Here is a 14,924-nt window from a genome sequence, read left to right on the forward strand (position 1 = left end):
CCTTTCGTGGGTCTTGTTCCTTCTTATTTTAAACAATTTCATCGAAAAAAAGAAGTTATTCCTTCCTTTTGTTTCTCCATTTGGAAAAAATCAGATAGAGAAATGTCCCTAACACCGCAATGAAACTCAAAGGCTTAATATAACGTACTCCGATTACTTCTATGTGCTCCCAATGAGTACCCAGCTCCATACCGATGACTATAAACAATAAAGTCCAGGGAAGCATGGCTGCAAAGGTATAAAGACTAAAAGTAGAAAGAGGCATGCGGGTGATGCCCGCCGGAATACTGATGGCGTGACGGACAATCGGAATAAATCGAGCGGTGAAAATGACGATGGTACCATGTTGATCAAACCATTTTTCAGCAGCAGTCAAATGCTTTTGCTGAATAAGAAGATACTTTCCATATTTTTCGAAGAAGGGGCGGCCACCATAATAGCCAAGCCAATAGAGAAATAGTTGTGCAATTGTGCCTCCGATGACCCCGCTAAGGAAAGCTCCAATGAAGGTTATCTTACCGGCATTCACCATAAAGCCTGCATAGCTTAATACAAGCTCGCTTGGAATCACTTCTATCATGAGTGCAAGTGCGATTCCTGTGTAACCCCAATCAGTTAATTGTGTCAGGATGTGTACAATCGTTTCATGGTTCATCGAGTTCCTCCTACATGATTCCTGAATATTGGAGAAAGAGAATCAAGAGCCCTAACGCCCACACGTAGTAAGAGAAAATTTTCAGCGAGTGCTTTTTCAAGAAATTTACCATCGTAAGGATGGCGAAGTATCCGAACACTGCGGCACTTACTGTTCCGATGGCTAAACTTGAAAAAGAAATCGCTTCAACAGTTCCTCCTATCATTTCCTTTCCTTGAAGCACGATCCCTCCGAGTATGGCAGGGGTAGAGAGGAGAAAGGAAAAATAAGCCGCCGTTTCCCTGTCCAGTTTCCTGAACAAACCTGCCGCAATGGTTAGGCCTGACCTTGATAATGCCGGGAATATGGCTGCTGCCTGAAAGCTTCCGATCACCACTGCATCTGTGTAAGAAAGATCATCCAATTTTTTATAGCCATTTTTCACTCCATCTGCAACATACATAATACATCCCGTTGCAAGAAACTCCCATCCGATGGTGGTACCCGACTTTGAGATTGAGTCGAAGAAATCCTCGAACAAAAAACCAACGATTACAGCCGGGATCGTTCCAATGATGAGAATCCACGATAATTTACTAAAGGGGTGCCTCAGCATGTAGAGAAGTTCCTTTTGATATACAACGAGAACAGCGATCAATGTTCCGATATGAAGCATTGTATCCAAGAAAAGTCCAGCTTCCTCCAAGCCAAAGCTAAGCCTCCCCAGATAAAGGTGACCTGTGCTTGAGATTGGAAGGAACTCAGTTAAACCTTGGATGATTCCCAGAATAAAGGCTTCAAATTTATTCAAATCCACCACTACCTTTCTGCAAGTCCTCTAAGGACAAACTCCTCTTTTTAACATATATTCCATCCCATCACGTTTCATGAGGACTGTCCTGAAGTTTGATGAATTTCTCTTTAAGGGTTTAAAAAAATAAGTGATAAGATGAAACTTTCTGACTGAATGCACGTAAATATAGAGGAGGATAGAATCAAACTGACTGTTTACTCTAATTTAGGGTGAGCGGTGAAAAGGAGGAATTTTAATATGCCGACAAAAGATGAAAGAATGATGGCTGCTCTTATTTATATATTAAGCTTCTTCACAGCATTCATTGGACCATTGATCATCTGGCTTATCAAGAAGGATGAATCGGAGTTTGTGGACTTTCATGGAAAGGAATACTTCAACTTTCTCATTTCATATGCCGTTTATGGTTTGGTAAGCACCATTTTGATGGTGGTGCTGATCGGATTTGTTCTGGCTCCTGTCGTGGGGGTCCTGGCCTTGATCTTTACGATATTAGGAGCGATCAGAGCCTATGAGGGTGAGCATTATAGAATTCCGACAGTCTTTCGATTACTTAAATAGCAGCTGGGAACCCATGAGCATTCACGGGTTCTTTTTTTCTGTTTTATTAAGGTTCTTTCCTTTAACTTTGGTGGTCTTTACACTGAGAAAGTAAGGCAGGTGGGCATCCTCGTCGCCATTTCGTAATCTCTCCCACTGATATTGCACAGGTTTCAATAAAAGTAAATCCTTCCTTTAAAGGAGTGATAATGAGAAAACATGGTCCGTTCCTTTCCGCTCCAGGCACTTGCTTTCCGCGGGGAGGAAGTCGAGCCTCCTCGACGTTCCGTCTGTGGGGTCTCGACTTTTCCTCTATCTCCCGCAGGAGTCAAGTGCCTTCCGCTACAATCCACTCTGTGCTACTACATTCTTACTGCCTATAATTACATATAGACAAACTCAAAAAAGCTCCTATTGGAGATAGGTTGAGCATTTGATTTTCTAAAACAAACTATCCATAAAGGAGTAAAAGAAAATTTTATGTTAACTCATAAATCGGTGGATCATTGAACGATCTTTCAAATGAACCAAATAATGCTCCCACGTTAAATAACTTCTAAAGGAGAGAAGAGTAGTCCGTTTTCTATAGATTGATTTTGTCACTATTAAGCTCTGTCACGGAATTTTCTTGTAGATGGTGAGGGGAACTGCGTAGACTCCTGCGGAAGTACGGGCGTGCCGAGACCCCGGAAGCGAAGCTGAGGAGGCTTAGCCGAGCGTCCGCGGAAAGCGAAGCAGTTCCCCTCACCATCCAGCACTTACTAATGGACAGAGCCCAAGCAGACCTTATATAAAATATCAATCTTCTAAAAGTACCTTCATAAAAATGCATTTTAGAAATAAAGTATTGACAAAAATATCTCAATATTGATAGTTTTATAAAAATGTCTTTTCGTTTAGAAGAATAGGTTTGTCCCCGAAAGGAGCATATCAATATGACGAGGGTGGATAATAAAGAGAGAGTGCTTAGGTTGATGGGTATTTTGAGTGAAGAAACGGATGAGGATCATGAGTTGAGTTTGGATGATATTATTCTTCGTTTTAAGCAGATGTTTGGCCCGGACGTGAAATTAAACAAGAATTCATTAAAAGATGACCTTGAGCATCTTATCAGAAATAATTTCGATGTCACCATAAACCAGGAAAAAGAAGGGCTACCTAAATATTATAGTCATCAGTATCGCCTGTTCGAGCTATATGAACTTCGCATGCTCATCGATGCAGTCGTTTCGGCCAAATTTATATCAAAGAAGGAAACGAGACAGCTGACTGGAAAAATAAAGCGTCTCACAAGTCTTCATCAAGGCAAAAAACTGCATAATGAAATTCAAATCGATTCCTCCATTAAAAATGAAAGTCCCTATATTCGTCTCGCTATCCATGATATTCATGAAGCAATAGCAGAGCGTAAAATGATTACGTTCCAATATGGTCGATACGATGTGATGAAACAGTTTAACTTGAGCCATGACGGAAAGCTCTATAAAGTGAAGCCCTATGCCCTTGCATGGGCAAGTGATTTCTACTATCTCATTGCCTATAATTTTGAAGCAGACGAAATCCGCCACTACCGGGTTGATCGATTAAGGAATGTAGACTCCCTTTCTGAAACCTTTCCATACGAACCCTTTGATGTATCTATGTATGTGCAATCCACTTTTCATATGTTTGCAGGTGATGAAGAATGGATCAAAGTTTCGTTTCAAAACCATCTCATCAATGTGATCATCGATAAGTTCGGAAAGGATGTAGACATTCAAAGAGATGGTGAAGACCATTTTATTCTAACCACAAAAGCCCGTGTCAGTAGTGGCCTGGTGAACTGGATCTTAAATTTTGGAAGCCAGGCGAGAGTCATATCTCCTCCTTCTCTAGTGGACACCGTTAAAACGGAGGTGACTAAGCTGTATTCCTTATATCAGCATTAATGAAGCACTGAACCTCATTGAATGGGGCTCAGTGCTTTTTATTGTTTCAGAAACTTTTTAAAAAGAATAATGAACGATTTTCATTTTCCTCCGTCTTATATTTGAAAAACAAAAGGAGGATTCGAGATGAACGAATTACAAGAAGCATTTCAGTCAATAAATTGGGGGCTTGTTGCTCCTGTTATCCTTATTCAACTCATACTCATGGTGGTTGCAGTGATTGATTTGATCCGGATTAAAGCAACGAATGGGCCTAAATGGCTATGGGTTCTCATTATACTGTTTATCAATATCATTGGGCCGGTTGTGTATTTCATTTTTGGAAGGAGACATGATGGATGAACGTATTAGAAGTATCTTCTTTAGAAAAGAAGTATAGGGAAAAGCTTGCCGTAAAAAACCTTTCCTTTCAATTAAAACAAGGTCGTTGCACAGCTCTGCTGGGTCCGAATGGTGCAGGGAAAACCACTACCTTAAATATGCTTGCAGGGTTGATTACACCTACTAATGGATCAATTTCAACAAGCGATTCCTCTAAAGATATACGGCAATTGATAGGCTATCTGCCCCAATATCCTTCCTTTTTTGAATGGATGTCAGGAAAAGAATTTCTCACCTTTTCCGGTGAAATCGCAGGATTAACCAGGAAAACATCCCAAAATCGATGTGAAGAACTTTTAGAGTTAGTCGGTTTGCTGGAAGGAAAAAATCGAAGAATTGGTCAGTATTCGGGTGGAATGAAGCAGCGATTAGGGATAGCTCAGGCTCTTATTCATCAGCCGAAGCTATTAATCCTTGATGAACCTGTATCTGCCTTAGATCCTTTCGGGAGAAGAGAAGTGCTGGAGCTGTTAAAAAAGTTGAAAAAGGAAACGACGATCCTTTTTTCTACACATATTTTAAATGATGCAGAACAGGTTTGTGAGGACGTGTTGTTCTTGCACGGTGGAGTCCTGATTGAAGAAGGGCCTCTTTTAGAAGTAAAGGAAAGGCACCAGACACCGAGATTGAACCTGTACTTTAACGAAGATAGCGAAAAGTATAAACCGTATCTGCTGCAAAAAGATTGGGTTCATCATCTTGTAGCAGAAGGAAATCGACTCTCTTTCGAAGTAAGTGAACTGGAGAGGGATAGAGCGAGAATCTTTTCAATGATCTCAGAAAAGCATTGGGGAGTAACAAGATTGGAAACAAGTGAACAGAGCCTTGAAGAACTATTCATGGAGGTGATCAAAGTATGAAAATATGCTGGATTTTATTCAGAAAAGAAATGCTGGAACTAACACGAAATTATAAATTGATTTGGATGCCCATCGTATTCATTTTATTTGGGTTAACGGAACCATTGACGGCCTTTTATTTACCAGACATTATTCAATCAGTAGGAGATCTGCCGGAAGGAACGGTCATCAGCATTCCAACGCCCTCATCTGAAGAAGTATTATTGTCGACCATCAGTCAGTTTAATACCTTTGGCGTCCTCATCATTGTATTAGGATTCATGGGAATGATTGCGGGAGAGAGAAAGAGCGGAAATGCTGTAATGGTATTGGTGAAGCCCGTCTCATATGCAGCTTATATTTATTCCAAATGGATGGCTGCATTTGTTCTGTTGTGGGTCTCCTATGGCCTTGGGATGCTATCGGGTTGGTATTATATTCAGGTATTATTTAACGGAATTGATTTTACGGCATTCGTGCAGGGATTCCTCGTTTATGGCTTGTGGCTTACCTTTATCTTAACTATGGTCGTTTTCTTTAGTAGTTTAGTAAAAACGTCGGGACTGGCAGCATTCTTTGCGATCGGGATCACCATATTATTAACCTTTGTGTCAGGGTTCATGACCAGAACCTTAAAGTGGTCCCCAAGTCAGCTAACCAACTATGTAAATGAAGTCATCCTTCACAACACGTGGCCGGATCACCTCACAGGGACCATTATCCTTACTACCATCCTTTGCCTGGCCATCTTGCTCATAGCACCACCACTCTATAAGAAAAAAGATTTGATCTGACCAAGTCAGCTCTATATTTAGTGGGACGGACCTCAATTAAAGTAAAAGGATTACCTTACTTTATGTCGAATAATGGTAATAGAAGGGAGGAGGCTGCATGATAGAACTTCAATACACCCATAAAGTAAACAAATTGATTCAAAACGCTCATATGATTGCCGAAAGGAATCATCATGCAAGTATTCAAAGCATGGATCTATATTTAGGAGCCGCTCACGTAAAAGAAGGTACTCTAAGGGAGATGTATCACCTTTTGGAACCCTATATGGAACAGATAGAAAACATATTTAAAACCATTCCTTCGGAGCCTTCGTATACAGAACGAATGGATCGCTTTTCCATTCCATTATCAACCCACGCAAGAAAGGTATGGAACACATCGATTGAAGTCATGAAAAGATACAATCAAACGTTTTTAAACGAAGGTCATATTATTAAAGCGTTTTACGCCCATCTACCAGAACACCCTCGACTGCAAAAAGAACTTAATGCTATACCTCATGAAAAGATTATCCGATCTGTTACTACAGCCCGGGATTTGACGGTTTATTTATTGAACAAAGATTGGAGATATGAAGTGGACCCTGAATTCCAAATCAGACCTGTCCAGGCTGAAGATGAAAAAGAACTATTGGTATGGGTTGAGGAGCATTTTGGAGGATCATGGTCAAAAACGTTGTTACAGGCCTTTCAATCATCCGAGGAATTCATCCCGATTATCAAAGCGGAAGAAAAAGGTGAATTAATTGGATTTGCAGCCTTTGATGTGTATAAAAATAAAAAAGGGATTTACGGGCCGATGGGGGTGCTCCCAGTCACTCGTCATAAAGGAGTGGGAAAAGGACTCCTTTATCATGCATTACAGTGCATGGAAGAAAAAGGGTATATGTACGCTGTATTAAAAGAAGCTGGACCGATCGAATTCTATGAAAAAAAGTGTAACGCTAAGCTTATTCCTGTGGAGAATGATGAGTGAGATACCAAGACGGAATCATCAAGAATGAAATCAATCAGTGGCTTGATCAGTGAGCAAGTTAGTACACATTCATACTATTTTGTGGGAAAATTAAGTCGTTTATTCGATACCGGTGACGAATATTCTTGCATCATTAGGGAGGTAGACAAGAAGATGATGATTGAAAACACAGGACTCGTTCTCGAAGGTGGAGGAATGAGAGGGATATACACGGCGGGAGCATTGGAATACTTCCTGGAAAGAGGCATTGAATTTCCTTATGTTGTCGGAGTATCTGCGGGTGCATGTAATGCAGCATCCTATTTATCTAAGCAAAATGGACGCAATAAAAAGGTGAATGTAGACTTTATCCGTGATCCGAAATATTTATCTTGGCGAAACTATTGGAAGACAGGAGAGTTATTTGGAATGGATTATGTGTTTGATGAAATTCCAAATAAGCTTGTCCCTTTCGATTATGAAGCTTTTCACTCTAATTCAACGGAATTTATTGTCGGAACCACAGATTGTCATACAGGAAAACCGGCGTATTTCTCAAGAAGAGAATATGGGGAGGAGCTTCTTACGATTATCCGTGCGTCAAGTTCCCTGCCATTCGTCGCTCCGATCGTTGAATTTGAATCCCGTCATCTTCTCGATGGAGGAATAAGTGACCCTGTTCCCATCGAAAAAGCTGAGCAGGACGGGTTTAAGAAAAATGTAGTTATTCTAACTAGAAACAAGGGCTATTATAAAAAGCCCTCACGATTTTCTTTCTTTGTGAAAAGAAAGTATCCTCAATATCCTGAATTACATAAGACGATGTTTAACCGGTACTTGCGTTACAATCAAACAATTAAGGAATTAGAAACGCGAGAACAGAATGGGGATGTCCTGATCATTCAACCTCAACATCCATTAAAAGTAAGCCGTATTGAAAAAAATCCACAAAAGCTGGACGAATTGTACTGGCAAGGCTATCATGATGCAGAGGCTAAAGATAAAAAAATAATGGAATGGAATCCCTCAGCCACTCCAGTGCAGTCATAACATATAAGCCAACCTATGACAGAAAGTCTTCTCTTCTCTTTTAGAGGGTGCTGCAAGCGTTGGTTTTTTCTATTTGAATGGTCTATTTAAGGGGTTTCTACATACATATGATAGAGATTCCTTGAAAGGACGAGCATTTCATGAACCTCTACCAAATCTACAAAAATGAACAATATACGTTGCTTTATCGAAGTATCATGTATTTTCTCATAGGTGTAGGAATGCTGATTGTAACCCGACAGTTATATTATTTTCCCCTGTTAATCTTTATACCTGCGTGTTCAAATCTATATCTCAGTTTTAGTATGAAGAAGGAGCTAAAGAAAGCGACCCGATTATTTTATGAAACAATACCTGTATCCCGGCATTCATTAGTCGGAGTTCATACGAAAGAAGGTTCCTATTACTTAAAAACGAATGGATGGTCAGAATACTTCATTCAAAGAACGTCCTTGATCAATAACCCAAAACACTATATGCTTCACCGAAAACATAAGCACCCGCTGCCATTCTTAAAATGGAGCAGATCCATGAAAATCGATATGGGCGGAGCAGGAAGGGTTTTTCACTTGAAATACCAGAGCTCTACTGCTATTGAATGGCGCAGTGATGAAGGTGACACGATTGTCATTTATAAAGGAAACAAACGATGGATCTTGAATTATAATAAAAAAAATTATTTATCCTTACAAAAAGGATATCTTCCTCAAAGTGTTCAAAAGCTCTTTGACTATCACCATAGTTATGTTTCTTTTTATGAAACATATAGCGAGGAACTGGATTGGCTTCTTATTTTCCTTTGGTATGTAGACAGTGATTATTTTCTTACCGCATAGTAATCCTTTTTTTTTATTTGGGTACGCTAAAAAGGAACATTTGTGGAGGTGAGATGATGAATGCTGATTACAAACCATGTTTAACGGCTTTGCAACGATGTCTGGAAGCATGTAATGTATGTTATCATGCATCCCTTAAGGAAGAAAAAGCGATGATGATGTGCATTGAACTGGACCGGGAATGTGCTGATATTTGTTCCTATGCCATTAATGCCATGCAGCGAAGCAGTAAATTTGTTCAACAAATTCTGGTCCTTTGCGCAGAAATCTGTGATGCGTGTGGAACAGAATGTAATTCTCATGATCAACAGCATTGTAAGGACTGCGCTAAAGCCTGTTTTGAATGTGCGGAAGAATGCAGAAAGCAATTAGCATAGTATGTGAAGGATGCTTCTATTAAGTAGAGGCATTTTTTAATCCTTGTCACTCATCCTGTGCATCTGATTTATGGTTGCAGTCGGGATCAGAGAGGTGTTTGCGATATAGTATTCAAAAAATTAGTACAAAAATAAAATTTTAGAGCTCCTTACATGATTTCATTTATGAAACTATGATAGAATAATGATAATCGAATAGGTTTCCTTCGGGGCAGGGTGAAATTCCCTACCGGCGGTGATGAGCGCATGCTCTTAGTCCGTGACCCGGCTAATGAAAATTAGACGGTGGATTTGGTGAAATTCCAAAGCCGACAGTGAAAGTCTGGATGGGAGAAGGAACGGCAGTATTTACTTGATCTAGACGCGAGAAGTCTACCTTTTTTACGGGGATTTTGTTTCCCAAAAAAGAAATCATGTGAATACTTTATTCAGTCATGCCAACTTCCCCCAAGTAAAAACTTACTTGGGGTTTATTTATTTTAGAATAATAGTGATAAATGAAGGGAGGTAAAACGTTTGAAGGATTCACCATATATGAAGCTTGCCCTCTCAATGGCAAAGACCACCCAAGGTCAAACATCGCCCAATCCTGCCGTAGGAGCGGTCGTGGTGAAAAATGGAGAAGTCGTTGGGATGGGTGCGCACCTCAAAGCAGGAGAAGGTCACGCAGAGGTTCATGCCATAAAGATGGCAGGAGACAAAGCACAGGGGAGTGACGTCTATGTGACGCTGGAACCATGCTCTCATTACGGGAAAACACCTCCCTGTTCAAAGCTGCTGATTTCAAGCGGAGTGAGGCGGGTCCATATTGCCAGCACTGATCCAAATCCCCTTGTTGCGGGAAGAGGAATTCAACAGTTGAAGGATGCAGGCATAGAAGTAATGGTCGGGGAGCTTGAAGAAGAAGCACTCGAACTAAACAAGCATTTTTTCCATTTCATTCAATACGGCACACCTTTTGTAACCCTTAAGACAGCTGTCACATTAGACGGGAAAACAGCTTCAGCTTCAGGAGATAGCAAATGGATTACGTCAGAAGCTTCACGCACAGATGTCCACTATGATCGTCACCGGCATGACGCGATATTAGTAGGAGTCAATACCGTCATTCAGGATAACCCACACCTTACCACCCGTTTGCCCCAAGGTGGAAAAAACCCCATTCGAATCATATTAGATACCTATTTACGAACACCTCTCCACTCTCATGTAGTGAGAGACTCGGAAAGCAGGACGCTCATCTTCACGGGCAGTTCTGTCAATGAAGAACAGAAGCGGCCATATATGGAATCAGGCTGTGAAATCATCACCCTTTCAGAAGAAAGGATGGACATTCACACAGTATTAAAAGAACTGGGTGCCCGGAATATCGGATCCCTTTATGTAGAAGGTGGATCTACTATTCATTCTTCCTTTTTAAAGGAAAAAGCCTTTCAGGAATTGATTATGTACATGTCACCTAAGCTTGTAGGCGGAAGCTCTGCCTTCACAAGTTTTGGAGGGGAAGGTTTCCCGACCATTGCAGAAGGTCTGGAAATGGAGATTAAAAGTCTTGAACGAGTAGGAAAGGACATTAAGATGGTTGCTTTACCTATGAGTTAATCTTTTTTAATTTGAAAGGGGGAGAAATGGATGTTTACTGGAATCATTGAAGAAATAGGATCAATTGAACGCATGAAAAAATCCTCCTCATCCATGGAACTGACGATAACAGCGGGCCGCGTTCTGGAAGACGTTCATATTGGAGATAGCATCAGTGTGAATGGTGTCTGTTTAACCGTCACTTCATTCAGCTCCAGGCAATTTCAAGTGGACGTGATGCCTGAAACCTTCGAAGGCACAACGCTACGAAACCTATCCCATGGTTCTAAAGTGAACCTGGAGAGGGCGATGGCTGCAAACGGTCGTTTCGGCGGGCATTTCGTTAATGGGCACGTCGATGGAATAGGGACGATCGTTAGAATAGAGAAAGTTGAAAATGCCTGGTATATGGACATTTCCATACAGGAAAATCAGAGTCACCTGTTTATTATGAAGGGCTCTGTCGCAATAGACGGCACTTCCCTTACTGTTTTTGGTGTGAAAAGTAATACCATTACGATTTCCTTGATCCCACAAACGAGAGGGGACACGGTTCTTGGCGAGAAGAAAGTAGGGGACCGTGTCAACATTGAATGTGATGTAATGGCGAAATATTTTCATCGCTTCTATGAAGCAAAGGAACAGTCTAAGAATACTTCAAGCCGCATGAGCTATGAATTTTTAAGTCGAAATGGTTTTGCTGACTAATAGGGAGGGGTTGCCCCATGTTTAATAAAATCGAAGAAGCTCTGGAAGATTTGCAGGCAGGTAAAGTCGTCATCGTAGTCGATGATGAAAATCGTGAGAATGAGGGAGACTTTATTGCCCTTGCCGATAAAGCGACTCCAGAAGTCATTAATTTTATGGCTAAAGAAGGAAGAGGCTTAATTTGTGCCCCGATAACAGAGGAGATTGCACAAAAACTAAAGCTGGCACCCATGACGATGTCAAATACGGATCCTCATGGAACGGCCTTTACGATTTCTGTCGATCATAAATCCGCAACTACTGGGATTAGTGCATTTGAGAGGTCGACCACCATACAGGAATTATTGAACCCGGACTCATTCCCCGAGGACTTCAAAAGACCCGGTCACGTATTTCCCCTTGTCGCCAAAAAAGGGGGGGTACTAAAACGGGCAGGACATACAGAAGCTGCCATCGATTTGGCTGTTATGTCAGATGCCAAGCCATCAGGTGTCATTTGTGAAATCATGAATGAAGACGGCACGATGGCAAGGGTACCTGAGTTGATGAAACTGGCTGATAAATGGAATCTGAAGATCATCTCCATTGAGGACCTTATCAGGTACAGAAGGAAAAAAGAAAAGCTCGTAACGAGAGAAGTGGAAATTGAACTTCCAACCGAATTTGGAAACTTCAAGGCCGTTGCGTACACAGAAAACCTTACAGGAAAAGAGCATATCGCGCTTGTGAAAGGAGAGTGGTCCGAGGATGAAGATGTACTCGTTCGCGTTCACTCTGAATGTTTGACGGGAGATGTATTCGGTTCCAATCGCTGTGACTGTGGACCTCAGCTTGCCACAGCACTGACTCAAATTGAAGAGCATGGAAAAGGTGTACTACTTTATATGAGACAGGAAGGCCGTGGGATTGGTTTAATCAACAAATTGAAGGCCTATAAGCTCCAGGAAGAAGGCTATGACACCGTTGAAGCTAATCAAAAACTGGGCTTTGGTGATGATTTGAGGGAATATGGAATCGGAGCACAGATTCTGAGAGATTTAGGCATAACAAAGATGCGTCTACTGACCAATAATCCTAGAAAAATTGCCGGAATCAATGGGTACGGATTAGAAATCGCAGGTCGAGTGCCGATCCAAATGCCGGCGAAATTCGAAAATGAGAAGTATTTGAAAACAAAGCACGCAAAACTTGGACATATACTTAAATTTTAGGAGGAATATACAATGAAAACAATTTATGAAGGTCATTTAGTAGGTTCAGGATTAAAAGTTGCGATTGTCGTATCACGTTTCAACGAGTTCATCACATCAAAGCTTCTGGGTGGGGCGGAAGATGCATTAAAGCGCCACGGTGTGGAAGAAGGAAATGTTTCTGTCACTTGGGTTCCAGGAGCATTTGAAATTCCTATGATTGCCAAAAAACTTGCCCGTTCAGGGAAATATGATGCCGTTGTTACACTAGGAACGGTCATCCGCGGAGCAACCGCTCATTTTGAATACGTAAGTGGAGAAGTGGCAAAAGGAGTGGCCAATCTAAGCCTGCAGGAAGATGTACCCGTCATCTTTGGTGTTTTAACGACGGATACAATCGAGCAGGCAATCGAAAGAGCCGGCACCAAAGCAGGAAATAAAGGCTGGGAAGCAGCAGTATCAGCCATCGAAATGGCTAATCTGATTCGTGAGATTGATAAGTAAAATTTTTCAACCAAGCCAAGCCTCCATTTTGGGAAGCTTGGCTTTTTACGAGGGACGGATCCGAGGGGTGTGTGGATAAAATTGTAAAACGGCTGGATTATTCTCCAAAACGGCTGGATTCCTGGTGATTTCGGCTGGATTTTTCACAAAAGCCGCTGGATTCTGTTCCATTTCGGCTGGATTATTCCCAGAAACGGCCGGATTTTTCACAAAAGCCGCCGGATTCCTGATGGTGAACCAAAATCCCGCAGACCCCACCCACTAAAATACATATTGGCAAACGTCAGACCTTTTGCTAGAATAGTATTTTGTGGCTCCCCTTATTTATGGGAGGAGCGGGTAGGGAGAGGGCAGTTTTATAGGAAGATTATATTATGAAAGCACGTGGAGGTATTTTTCAGTTAAAGAATCACGGTACCACGATGAAGCAGGAGATGATGGCTGGAGCAATCGGTTATTTCACGATTGTGTACATTATCGCTGTGAATGCTTTAATTCTTTCTGAAGCTGGAATTCCATTTGAAGGAGCGGTTATGGCAACCATTCTTGCCTCCTTCGTTGGGTGTTTGGTGATGGCCTTTTGGGCAAATGCACCAATCCTTCTGGTTCCAGGTATGGGAATTAATGCGATGTTTACGTTTACTCTCGTAAAATCATCCGGCTTAACGTGGCAGGAAGCTTTAGCTGTCGTAGTGATTTCAGGAATACTCTTTATGATCATTGCATTTACAAAGCTTTCAAAAGTATTATCGGAAGCCATTCCCAAAACATTAAAAGAGGCCATCACTGTAGGATTAGGGATGTTTTTAATGTTTATCGGTCTTGAAAAAGGCGGTCTCATCCAAAGAGGAGAGAGTGCCATCATCATGATTGGTGATTTTGGGGAATTAAAGGTGTTGGCCACGGTGCTGACATTCCTGGTGACGATATTTTTGTTTGTTCGAAATGTGAAAGGTCAATTTTTATGGAGTATTGCTTTTGGAACCATACTGGGATTCATCTTTGGGATCGAACCATCGATTAAGTCCAGTTCATTCCAATTAAGTGAATACAGTCAGGTTTTCGGTCAAATATCCTTTAGTGCCATTTTGGAGATTCCGTTTTGGATTGCGGTTTTTTCTGTTACGATGGTGCTGGTATTTGAAAACATCGGTCTCGTTCATGGACATACGGATATGATCGATCAACCTCATAAATACTCTAAAGCCTTCCAGGCGAATGCATTTTCTGCCTTTACATCAGGATTCTTCGGAACGAGTCCGACGGTTTCTACTGTAGAAAGTGCTGCAGCCATGACAGCAGGTGGTCGTACGGGACTAACGAGTTTGACTACTGGAGTATTATTCTTGGGATCTGTGTTGTTTATTCCGTATTTAAAGTGGATTCCAGATCATGCTATCGCCCCAATCCTCATTATCATTGGCGGCTTAATGATTCAAAATATACGACATATGGATCTTCGTGATTTAACAGAGGCATTTCCAGCCATTTTTATCATTGCGATGATTCCATTTACGTACAGTATCGCAGATGGAATTGCCATCGGCTTTATTCTTTATCCAATCTTAAAATTGGCTACAGGTAAAGCGAGAGAAGTATCCATTCCTCTATATATCATTGCTGCATTGTTCCTTATGAACTTCTTTGTTCATTCGATTCATTAAAGCGGTAAAGAACTCAAGTGGATTTGTTCACCATTACGATTGTAATCGTAGTTGCTGACATGTCTGCTTGAGTTTTTTTGGTCCTTACAACTACTTCCAAATTCCGTGGACTTTCCACATATTTCTTGG

The 14,924-nt window shown here is 41.2% G+C and carries 16 protein-coding genes and 1 riboswitch; of the genes, 14 read left to right on the forward strand and 2 right to left on the reverse strand.

All coding sequences use genetic code 11. The features are described 5' to 3' along the window. Nucleotides 1–55: 55 nt before the first annotated feature. Both ACIFOD_RS14565 and ACIFOD_RS14570 read right to left on the reverse strand, forming a co-directional pair. The gene (locus ACIFOD_RS14565) at nucleotides 56–655 is read right to left on the reverse strand and encodes a DedA family protein (RefSeq protein WP_430315215.1); all 600 of its coding nucleotides are present in this window, start codon (nucleotides 653–655) and stop codon (nucleotides 56–58) included. A gap of 10 nt (nucleotides 656–665) precedes the next feature. Further along, nucleotides 666–1,445, reverse strand: a complete 780-nt coding sequence (locus ACIFOD_RS14570; protein ID WP_324744179.1) for an undecaprenyl-diphosphate phosphatase — start codon at nucleotides 1,443–1,445, stop codon at nucleotides 666–668. Between the two features lie 240 nt (nucleotides 1,446–1,685). Here ACIFOD_RS14570 and ACIFOD_RS14575 point away from each other — a divergent pair, with 240 nt between their 5' ends. The 14 genes from ACIFOD_RS14575 (at nucleotide 1,686) to ACIFOD_RS14640 (ending at nucleotide 14,795) form a co-directional block, all read left to right on the forward strand. Next, on the forward strand, nucleotides 1,686–2,009 hold the full coding sequence (locus ACIFOD_RS14575) for a DUF4870 domain-containing protein (RefSeq protein ID WP_148969340.1): 324 nt from the start codon (nucleotides 1,686–1,688) through the stop codon (nucleotides 2,007–2,009). Nucleotides 2,010–2,923: 914 nt separating this feature from the next. Further along, nucleotides 2,924–3,916, forward strand: a complete 993-nt coding sequence (locus ACIFOD_RS14580) for a helix-turn-helix transcriptional regulator (protein WP_430315216.1) — start codon at nucleotides 2,924–2,926, stop codon at nucleotides 3,914–3,916. Nucleotides 3,917–4,042: 126 nt separating this feature from the next. Then, the gene (locus tag ACIFOD_RS14585; protein ID WP_430315217.1) at nucleotides 4,043–4,258 is read left to right on the forward strand and encodes a PLD nuclease N-terminal domain-containing protein; all 216 of its coding nucleotides are present in this window, start codon (nucleotides 4,043–4,045) and stop codon (nucleotides 4,256–4,258) included. Beyond that, nucleotides 4,255–5,157: an ATP-binding cassette domain-containing protein gene (locus ACIFOD_RS14590; protein ID WP_430315218.1), complete on the forward strand. Its 903-nt coding sequence runs from the start codon at nucleotides 4,255–4,257 to the stop codon at nucleotides 5,155–5,157. Before ACIFOD_RS14585 ends, ACIFOD_RS14590 begins: the two co-directional genes overlap by 4 nt. Then, a complete protein-coding gene (locus ACIFOD_RS14595) occupies nucleotides 5,154–5,930 on the forward strand; it encodes an ABC transporter permease (protein WP_430315219.1) in 777 nt (258 codons plus the stop codon). The genes ACIFOD_RS14590 and ACIFOD_RS14595 overlap by 4 nt, the downstream gene beginning before the upstream one ends. A gap of 97 nt (nucleotides 5,931–6,027) precedes the next feature. Further along, nucleotides 6,028–6,906, forward strand: coding sequence for a GNAT family N-acetyltransferase (locus ACIFOD_RS14600; RefSeq protein ID WP_430315220.1), 879 nt, complete (start codon nucleotides 6,028–6,030; stop codon nucleotides 6,904–6,906). A gap of 156 nt (nucleotides 6,907–7,062) precedes the next feature. Then, on the forward strand, nucleotides 7,063–7,935 hold the full coding sequence (locus tag ACIFOD_RS14605; RefSeq protein ID WP_430315296.1) for a patatin-like phospholipase family protein: 873 nt from the start codon (nucleotides 7,063–7,065) through the stop codon (nucleotides 7,933–7,935). 140 nt (nucleotides 7,936–8,075) lie between these two features. After that, complete coding sequence (locus ACIFOD_RS14610) at nucleotides 8,076–8,771, forward strand: hypothetical protein (protein ID WP_430315221.1); 696 nt, start codon at nucleotides 8,076–8,078, stop codon at nucleotides 8,769–8,771. A 56-nt stretch (nucleotides 8,772–8,827) separates the two neighbouring features. After that, nucleotides 8,828–9,148, forward strand: a complete 321-nt coding sequence (locus ACIFOD_RS14615; protein ID WP_430315222.1) for a four-helix bundle copper-binding protein — start codon at nucleotides 8,828–8,830, stop codon at nucleotides 9,146–9,148. A gap of 198 nt (nucleotides 9,149–9,346) precedes the next feature. Then, nucleotides 9,347–9,490, forward strand: a riboswitch (FMN riboswitch). A gap of 192 nt (nucleotides 9,491–9,682) precedes the next feature. Beyond that, nucleotides 9,683–10,750, forward strand: a complete 1,068-nt coding sequence (ribD, locus tag ACIFOD_RS14620; protein ID WP_430315297.1) for a bifunctional diaminohydroxyphosphoribosylaminopyrimidine deaminase/5-amino-6-(5-phosphoribosylamino)uracil reductase RibD — start codon at nucleotides 9,683–9,685, stop codon at nucleotides 10,748–10,750. Between the two features lie 30 nt (nucleotides 10,751–10,780). Then, nucleotides 10,781–11,437: a riboflavin synthase gene (ribE, locus tag ACIFOD_RS14625; protein ID WP_430315223.1), complete on the forward strand. Its 657-nt coding sequence runs from the start codon at nucleotides 10,781–10,783 to the stop codon at nucleotides 11,435–11,437. Nucleotides 11,438–11,454: 17 nt separating this feature from the next. Then, entirely contained in the window at nucleotides 11,455–12,648 is a 1,194-nt protein-coding gene (locus ACIFOD_RS14630; RefSeq protein ID WP_430315224.1) for a bifunctional 3,4-dihydroxy-2-butanone-4-phosphate synthase/GTP cyclohydrolase II, read from the forward strand. A 12-nt stretch (nucleotides 12,649–12,660) separates the two neighbouring features. After that, nucleotides 12,661–13,131, forward strand: a complete 471-nt coding sequence (gene ribH, locus ACIFOD_RS14635) for a 6,7-dimethyl-8-ribityllumazine synthase (RefSeq protein WP_397554017.1) — start codon at nucleotides 12,661–12,663, stop codon at nucleotides 13,129–13,131. A 374-nt stretch (nucleotides 13,132–13,505) separates the two neighbouring features. Then, a complete protein-coding gene (locus ACIFOD_RS14640) occupies nucleotides 13,506–14,795 on the forward strand; it encodes an NCS2 family permease (protein ID WP_430315225.1) in 1,290 nt (429 codons plus the stop codon). The last annotated feature ends 129 nt before the right edge of the window (nucleotides 14,796–14,924 follow it).

This window comes from Rossellomorea sp. NRS-1567 (genome assembly GCF_050467885.1).
In the GTDB taxonomy this organism is placed as follows: Bacteria; Bacillota; Bacilli; order Bacillales; family Bacillaceae_B; genus Rossellomorea; species Rossellomorea aquimaris_C.

Bases quoted from the DNA above. Each gene is read 5' to 3' on its own strand.
- ACIFOD_RS14575 (WP_148969340.1), top strand. From the start codon at position 1,686: ATGCCGACAAAAGATGAAAGAATGATGGCTGCTCTTATTTATATATTA.
- ribD (WP_430315297.1), top strand. From the start codon at position 9,683: ATGAAGCTTGCCCTCTCAATGGCAAAGACCACCCAAGGTCAAACATCG.
- ACIFOD_RS14600 (WP_430315220.1), top strand. From the start codon at position 6,028: ATGATAGAACTTCAATACACCCATAAAGTAAACAAATTGATTCAAAAC.
- ACIFOD_RS14585 (WP_430315217.1), top strand. From the start codon at position 4,043: ATGAACGAATTACAAGAAGCATTTCAGTCAATAAATTGGGGGCTTGTT.
- ACIFOD_RS14630 (WP_430315224.1), top strand. From the start codon at position 11,455: ATGTTTAATAAAATCGAAGAAGCTCTGGAAGATTTGCAGGCAGGTAAA.
- ACIFOD_RS14595 (WP_430315219.1), top strand. From the start codon at position 5,154: ATGAAAATATGCTGGATTTTATTCAGAAAAGAAATGCTGGAACTAACA.
- ACIFOD_RS14565 (WP_430315215.1), bottom strand. From the start codon at position 655: ATGAACCATGAAACGATTGTACACATCCTGACACAATTAACTGATTGG.
- ACIFOD_RS14605 (WP_430315296.1), top strand. From the start codon at position 7,063: ATGATTGAAAACACAGGACTCGTTCTCGAAGGTGGAGGAATGAGAGGG.
- ACIFOD_RS14590 (WP_430315218.1), top strand. From the start codon at position 4,255: ATGAACGTATTAGAAGTATCTTCTTTAGAAAAGAAGTATAGGGAAAAG.
- ACIFOD_RS14610 (WP_430315221.1), top strand. From the start codon at position 8,076: ATGAACCTCTACCAAATCTACAAAAATGAACAATATACGTTGCTTTAT.
- ribE (WP_430315223.1), top strand. From the start codon at position 10,781: ATGTTTACTGGAATCATTGAAGAAATAGGATCAATTGAACGCATGAAA.
- ACIFOD_RS14615 (WP_430315222.1), top strand. From the start codon at position 8,828: ATGAATGCTGATTACAAACCATGTTTAACGGCTTTGCAACGATGTCTG.
- ACIFOD_RS14580 (WP_430315216.1), top strand. From the start codon at position 2,924: ATGACGAGGGTGGATAATAAAGAGAGAGTGCTTAGGTTGATGGGTATT.
- ACIFOD_RS14640 (WP_430315225.1), top strand. From the start codon at position 13,506: ATGAAAGCACGTGGAGGTATTTTTCAGTTAAAGAATCACGGTACCACG.
- ribH (WP_397554017.1), top strand. From the start codon at position 12,661: ATGAAAACAATTTATGAAGGTCATTTAGTAGGTTCAGGATTAAAAGTT.